Here is a 676-nt window from a genome sequence, read left to right as displayed (position 1 = left end):
TAGCTATACCCCATCTAAAACAAAGGGAATATCATGAAAATCACCCTGACTACCTCCATGTCTGGCCTCGGTGGCACTGAAAATGCCACTTTCCGCCTCGGTCGCCTGCTCAAACAACGCGGACACGATATCGTATTGGCCTCTTCAGACGGCCCTTTGATTCAGGAAGCGCAAGCATTGGGCATCCGTTGGCAGCCGATTGATTTTTACCAAGGTGGTCTTTTGGGTTACGTCAAAGGCATGTTTGCCTATATGAAACTGCTGAAAAAAGAGAAGCCCGATGTGATTCACTGCCAAATGGCGCGTATCGTTCCGGCCTGTGCCATTGCGGCCAAGTTTGCCTCGCCGAAAACCAAAGTGTTCTACCACGCGCGCGGCCTTAATCCGGAAACTTATCCGAAAATTGCCAAGCTTTTCGACAAGCTGGGCGTGTACATCATCGGCAACTGCAAACACGAACGTGAAAAACTCATCCGTTACGGTTTCCCTGCCAACCGCATCACCTACACCTACAATGCCCTGCACAAAGTAGATTTCGTTCCTGAAAAAACAGTCAAAGACTATGTCCAACTGGGCACGCTTTCCCGTTTGGACACCGTCCGCGCCGTGCATCTGATGTTGGATATTTTGAAGAAAATGGTTGACCGCGGTATGCCTGTACGCCTCAACGTTGCAG

General features: G+C 50.1%; 1 protein-coding gene. It reads left to right on the top strand.

The features are described from left to right. Positions 1–33: 33 nt before the first annotated feature. Positions 34–676 (top strand): glycosyltransferase (locus ACTHUR_RS14595; RefSeq protein WP_440399304.1); only part of this gene is annotated, 643 nt, incomplete at its 3' end.

Source organism: Neisseria sp. P0021.S007 (genome assembly GCF_051956855.1).
The sequence above is the reverse complement of the archived record's forward strand: the minus strand, read 5'-3'. Positions and strand labels throughout refer to the sequence as shown.